Source organism: Bartonella sp. AC130YNZD, from assembly GCF_042196865.1.
Taxonomy (GTDB): Bacteria; Pseudomonadota; Alphaproteobacteria; order Rhizobiales; family Rhizobiaceae; genus Bartonella.
Map to the genome: position 1 here is coordinate 1 of NZ_JBHIQZ010000039.1, position 6,495 is coordinate 6,495.

Annotated in this window: 7 protein-coding genes; 4 read left to right on the plus strand and 3 right to left on the minus strand. The window is 33.0% G+C overall.

Going from position 1 to position 6,495, the window contains the following annotated elements:
• Positions 1–121: 121 nt before the first annotated feature.
• Both ACFINU_RS08630 and ACFINU_RS08635 read right to left on the minus strand, forming a co-directional pair.
• Positions 122–448 carry a type IV secretion system protein VirB3 gene (locus ACFINU_RS08630; protein WP_375618882.1) on the minus strand — a complete coding sequence of 109 codons (327 nt, stop codon included), beginning with the start codon at positions 446–448 and terminating at the stop codon, positions 122–124.
• A 19-nt stretch (positions 449–467) separates the two neighbouring features.
• Complete coding sequence (locus ACFINU_RS08635; RefSeq protein WP_375618881.1) at positions 468–818, minus strand: TrbC/VirB2 family protein; 351 nt, start codon at positions 816–818, stop codon at positions 468–470.
• A 964-nt stretch (positions 819–1,782) separates the two neighbouring features.
• On the opposite strand from ACFINU_RS08635, the gene repC reads away from it, so the two are divergent.
• Positions 1,783–3,132 carry a replication initiation protein RepC gene (gene repC, locus ACFINU_RS08640; RefSeq protein WP_375618880.1) on the plus strand — a complete coding sequence of 450 codons (1,350 nt, stop codon included), beginning with the start codon at positions 1,783–1,785 and terminating at the stop codon, positions 3,130–3,132.
• Between the two features lie 27 nt (positions 3,133–3,159).
• The gene (locus tag ACFINU_RS08645) at positions 3,160–3,636 is read left to right on the plus strand and encodes a helix-turn-helix domain-containing protein (protein WP_375618879.1); all 477 of its coding nucleotides are present in this window, start codon (positions 3,160–3,162) and stop codon (positions 3,634–3,636) included.
• A 59-nt stretch (positions 3,637–3,695) separates the two neighbouring features.
• Here the strand turns inward: ACFINU_RS08645 and ACFINU_RS08650 are convergent, their stop codons facing one another.
• Positions 3,696–4,277 carry a hypothetical protein gene (locus ACFINU_RS08650; RefSeq protein WP_375667570.1) on the minus strand — a complete coding sequence of 194 codons (582 nt, stop codon included), beginning with the start codon at positions 4,275–4,277 and terminating at the stop codon, positions 3,696–3,698.
• Between the two features lie 961 nt (positions 4,278–5,238).
• Between ACFINU_RS08650 and ACFINU_RS08655 the strand changes: the two genes are divergently transcribed.
• Both ACFINU_RS08655 and ACFINU_RS08660 read left to right on the plus strand, forming a co-directional pair.
• Positions 5,239–5,892, plus strand: a complete 654-nt coding sequence (locus tag ACFINU_RS08655; protein ID WP_375618998.1) for a hypothetical protein — start codon at positions 5,239–5,241, stop codon at positions 5,890–5,892.
• Positions 5,893–6,203: 311 nt separating this feature from the next.
• On the plus strand, positions 6,204–6,495 hold a 292-nt coding region (locus ACFINU_RS08660; protein WP_375667572.1), incomplete at its 3' end, for a TIR domain-containing protein.

Genomic DNA, 6,495 nt, shown 5'->3' on the forward strand with positions numbered 1-6,495 from the left:
CCTTCAAGTTTAATAACGCTCATGAGAGCGCGTGAATCCAGCGCAATGATATGCTTGTTAACATGGCGCACGTAAGGGATAATCGCTTCTGGCTGCTTTTCACGCTTGCGCTCTGTTGTGTTCATTGTAATTCCTCATAATTACGAATTAATCGTAATGGAGAAATACTTCCCCCGCCCCATAGACTAGAGTTTTTGGCAAAAATAGATGTCTTTTGCCATGTCAGAAGAATACGAAATTTGTTATGGTCATGCTTTAGGATTTCCTTGAATATGAAATGCATGGCAATACCAATGGTTACAAGAAAAATATTGCCTATCACAATAAACAATATCATCGTTCCTATCGCATTTAATCCCATAGCTTCCACTGTCACGCCTGCAATCATTGCAGGGCGCGTGCAAGCAAGAAATAGCGTATCTTCTGTTAGCTTATCGTGCTCTTTCATGGCTTTGAAAGGCTGGAGTTTAACTGGAAAACATTGCTGCGATTTGTGGTGCACCAAAGATAATGCCGATGCCAATACAAACAAAGAAAGCTTTACGCATTTCAACATAACCAGCAATCCATGCAATCCCAACACCGGCAATCGCAATGGTCGCGATTGATTTTGCAATTGGTCCTGTTAAGGCTTCAATTATTTTTTGAAGAGCACTTTCAATTTTTCCGAAGCCGCCTGCGGCAAATGCTGGTTCACTCAGTGCGATGAAGGCAATAAACAGCATTAATGCTGCTGTTAACCATTTCTTTTGTGTGTTGGGTAGAGTAGTTTTTGGTAAGATGTGTTCACAACTGAATGAATTATTCATGTTTTTCATGAAAAACCCCCTCGCTATTTTAAAGTTGAAAATTAAATTAATAGTTAAAATATTAATCTACCCTATAAAATGAAAAAACTATTTTTTCTACTATAAAATTAAAAATATTTAATCTTTATCTTAGATAATAGACAAAAATATAGTAATATTCAAAATGATACTTTTAAAATCTCTTAGAGCAGCGCCTAAATATATTATATTAATTTATATTATTATTTTTTGATACTTTTATTTCAGTCAACATAATGAAAATTCTTTTTTTAAAGCACAAGAAAAGACAATAGAAAAACCTGCTTTAAAAGCACAAAATGTTTTATGGTCGCGCAAATTTCAACAACCAGAAGATTGGCGAAGAGATCACGGGAGCTATAATCCCATTGACCATTATTGATAAAACGTTCTTTCAAGCGCTACTGAAAAATCAAGTCAATATTCCACTACGAGCTTTATCAGAAAAAAGTTAATCATCATACACACAGTCCTTGGTGGACAATTCTTGCAAAGAAAAATTATTGTGTTTAGAATTTATTTACTCGTATAGGTTGTTTTCTACAGCGCGATATAAGAGCGCGTTTCCTTGGTTATATGTTATTTCGCTTTGCTGTTGTTGTAGGTTGTATTAGGTTGTATTGCCATAAAAAACAGTTGTTTGAAAGCTTTACCATATTGAAAATCTTTTTTTTTTAATATACGTTTTATCTTGACAAGCTTTTTTCAAAGCTATGAGTCTTATTTCAAATAGAGGAAAATACAATGGCAAAAAAATAAAAACCCAACTGCGTTAACAGAAGGGTTTCTAAAATACCTATACGGTGAATTAAACAATATTTTTAAATATTAAACAATCTAATGTTTCCTAGTTTAATTTATCGTGATGCATTCTGCAAGAGAAATTTTGTAGAAAAGGGATATTTTTATATTTTTTTACCTCTTTTTTTCCTCCAATAGAGAGGTGAAAATAATTATGGTTAAGAAAACATCTGGAAGAAAGATAAATGCACATCATATAGAATTTAGAAAATTAGCAGAAAGCGCTGAGATTGGTTCTGTAAGCCGTGGTCAATTAATTGGGTTGGTTAATCAACTGGAACAGACTGATTTCATAAAAGAGAGTGAAGCTAAACTTCTTTTGAATTTGTTAAGGACAGCTCCAAGAGATTCATTTGAAAAAGGCGGGGTTCCTATTGTTTTCAAAAGCAATCGACAACTTAGTTATGACATTAAACGGAGTGAATCGCGCGTTAGTTTTTTACTTTCATGCCTTTATGACTGTGGTCTTATTGTTATGCGCGACTCTGGTAACTTTAAACGCTATCCTATACGTAACCATAGCGATGATATCGTAACAGCTTGCGGTATTGATTTACGTATTCTTATTGCGCGATATCATGAACTTAAGCAAAAAGCAGGTAAAGCTTTGGAGATTCGTGAGAAGCAAGAAGAAGCTTTGCATTATTTTAGAGGATTGGTGCGTCAAATTAAAACCTGTTATACAGAAATGGAAGCAACACCGTTTATCTCACTGCTTTTTTCTAGAATGCAAAAAATCCTCCATATTATTGGTCGTCCGGCTAAAGCGTCGCTTGAAAAATTATACAAAGCAATTCGTCTTTTTGAGGGGATTTTACAACGTTTTTTTTGGCAAAAAACATCAAAAACAAGATACACGGATCTTGCTGGCAATATACACATAGAACATACAACTCCTAACTATAATTGTAATTGTAACAAAAATGAGTGTTCAGAGTTATCTGAACACTCTCAAACCATTAATGTGACCTCCGGTCACAATAAAATGGCTTATGAAAATATAGAAAACGGCAAAACCGAAACATCACTTCCTTCAAAAGGTAGTACATTGCCTCAAATTAAGCCGGAGATACTAGAAAAGGCTTTACCAAATGCCGTCTTGTTTTCTGAATGTAGTTTCCAAACAGAAAGCGATTTGATACATTCTATGTATCCTATGTACAGAATGATTAAAGTTTCAGAACATGCCGCTGAACAAGCTACAAAAATCATGGGGCTTAAAAAAACAGCTCTGGCAATTGCCATCATTTTTGAAAAATATGCTAGAGGACTTGTAAAATCACCAGGAGGATATCTCCGCGGCATGATTGATAAAGAAAAAAAGGGAGAATTATATCTAGAGCGTTCTTTATTCGCTTTATTGAAACAAGCTGATCAAGAAGAAATAAATAGTTTAAACTTAGAAAAAAATCAGAAAATAAAGCTAAACGAAGAAAAAAGCTCTTTGTTTGAGTTTGAACTCAATAAAACGTTAAAAGATCTAACAATGTCAAAATTTGCATAAAAAATCTTATTAAAGTGAAAAAAATAAATGGATAAAACAAAGAAAATAATAGGGCGACGGTTAACTGCACAACATCTAGAATATCAGAAAATAGCAGAGAACGTTGAATATAAACCAGTAAGCCGCGATAAATTAAGCAAGCTGGCTTATCGATTATATCATATTGATTTAATTAGTAGAGCAGAATCTTCTGTTCTTTCTACCTTATTAGAAATAACGCCTGATAAAGCCTTTAAAAAAGGTGGAGTTCCTATTATTTTTAAAAGCAATCAAGATATTGGTTTTATGACTCGTAGTCCAGGACGTGTTAGTGTACTTCTTTCAAGTTTGTATGATTGTGGGTTGATTGTAATATGGGATTTTGGATATTTTGGTCGCCAACATATAGATGATAACGATCGATATACTCGCTCAACAAGGGCTATTGATCTGCGTCTTTTTATCATTCGTTACTATGAGCTTAAGGAAAAAGTAGATAAAAAATTAAAACGTATTGCATACTAATATGGCATATTTTCAGTATACGATACTGATATTGTTAGTTTGAAATTACCTGTCCAATATTATAAAAAATCTATATCGATAGCTTTTGCTTGCATTTGTTCGTAAAGTTTTTGAATTGCTTTCATATTATCTTTTCGTGCTTCGTTGATCGATAGTTCAATTGAGGTTGAAAAGTATAATCCTGTATCTTCTAGCCATTTATAATGCCATACCATTGCTTTACGCCCCTCATCATAAGGCAATCCACCTTTTCGGTTTTTGGGTAAGCTATGTGTTTTATTTATAAATTGGTATTGTACAGGATCACTAACAAGAGCTATATGTTTTTTAATGACATCTATATAAGCTAAAGCATTTTTGAAAATTTTGATCATAGCTTTACTGTTACCGTATTGGATAAAATCATTTTCTGTTAAAGAGCGCTCACTACTGATGAGTAACGATATATCACCATTTTGTCCAATATTACGAAGATAATTGTACAAATCACTTCGCACATCATGTAATTTTTTTGCCTCCAATGTATTACTAAATTCTTGCATATATTTATGCTGTTGATCGAACAAATATTCTAGTTTATCTTGATATTTTTCATGCTTACTATCATTTGTATAGATTTTTGCTACTTCTTCTTCTTCCACAGAAAAACCTTTCTTAATGAGATGTCTTCTTATGCTAACTTGGAAAAAGAATCCGGACAATAGGCAAAAAATATTTAATTATGTCATAAAAAGTGTTTTTTAAATAAGGTAATTGGAGTTTTTAAATTTGCATAAATAATAATTTATATACGAAATAAATATTTTAATTATTCATCTTTAGTGCCATTAATCCTTATTTTTAAAAGGCGTAAAGAAGGTCGAAAATGAGAAAAATTTTTGATTTAAAAAAAAGAGAAAGAGATAAATGATCAACTTATCCTAGCGGGGATAACTTTTTAGAACCTCTTCCTCCAAAAAAAGATATATACAAGATATTTTTATTTAGCAATTATTTTATTAGATCCTTTATCCTTTTTTAATGAGAGGCTATCTGCCTCTCAAACTCTCTGGAACGCTCACCAAAATCATGACATCAGATCCGCGTTTAATGAGGGGACTAACAATCCTAGGTTCTTGATGTCAAGGAGACCATTACATGGCGCCTAACGGCGTCCTTGACAAAGAACCTAACGGCTTGTTTCGTCCATCTCACGCGGCTCCGAAATCATGATTAGAAGGGGCGCTTTTAGGGGCATATACTTCAAAAGAAAGAGATAAAAATTATAAGCTATTTTATGAGATAAATATTTGAAAATATTATAAAAAATGGCAAAAAAAGACAAAAAATAGTTGACAATAAATGGGTATTTTGCTATATTAATACTTAAGTGATCAAAACACTAAGCCGTAAGAAAACAGATGACAAAAAATCTTTTCTTGCTTTCAGAAACTGACTGTCTTTTATGCTTTTATTAGCATATATAGTGATTTTGTCGGGTGTGGTTATGCCATACAACACCCTTTTAGGGAAAAGCATAACAACGGACTTACGGCCGTGTTTTGAACGCCCGACGTCTTATAGGGTGTCAATTCAAAACTTTTAAACCGTAAGGAGTTCATTATGAACGCTATCTCCAAAAAATATGAATTTACAAATGAAACCAAACAAGTTGGTGATGCTACACTTTATCGCATACGTGCATTAAGAGACTTTGATGATGTCAAGGCTGGTGATCTTGGTGGTTTTATTGAGAAGGAAGATAACCTCTCTCATGACGGAAATTGTTGGGTTTACGATAAAGCACACGTCTTTCAAAATGCACGGATTTATGAAAATGGTAAAGTGAAAAGCTTTTTTGTAGACGTTTATGGGAATGCACAAATTTATGGTAATGCTATTTTTGAAGGCATGACAATAAATGATTATTGTGAGGTTTATGGCAACGCCCATATTCAAAACGCCGTTGTAATTGAAGGTAATGCAAAAATTTATGATAACGCCTCTGTAAGTGATAATGCTTATATTTCTGATACATCTGTTATTTGTGATGATGCTCATGTTGGGGGGTATGCAATTGTTGGTGATGGTGCTTATATTTGTGATCATTCCAGTGTCATTGATGATGCTGTTGTGTATGGTGCTGTTGTATCTGGCAATTCTTGTATTCATAGCAATGCCTCTTTATCATTTGGTGATCAAATTAATGATGAGGCAATTCCAAGATTTGGTAGTGAAGATGATTATTATCGTCATGAGTATGAGGATGTTGCGTAAATAAGATAAAGGCGAGGGGGCGCCTGCTTTCAGAGAGCAATGTAAAAACAAAGGTATTAAAATTTCCATTAAACTCAATAAAACATGAAACATAATTAAAATTATAGGTGTTGGTAATGTTCAATCATAATGATATCGAAAGTGTTGAATTTTATTTTACTATAAATGGTAAACAAATAAAATTCGATAAAGAGACTAATGATAAATTAAAGGAAAATATAGATTGGGAGAAATTTTTGTCGCAATTATTCGTTGATAAGGAATAATAAGCCCTCTGGGTCAAATGCATATATTTTTTAGGGGAGATCCAAATGCCAAAAATTTTTATTGTATATAATAATCATACTATTTTAGAACAAACTGAACGTATTCTTTTTAAGCTTGGATTGGAACCATACATTCTGAAATTTGGTATTGTGCTACTTACTCCCGATGACATTGGTTATGCAAAATCTGCTGATAAAAAAGACGCACAACCGAGCGCTAATCAAAATGTTATTTTAAAAATGGGTATGTTGTTTCCTAAAATTTCTTGCAGAAATATTGCTATTTTAAAAAAACGAGATGTTGAAGTGCCTTCAGATTATGAAGGGATTAATTACA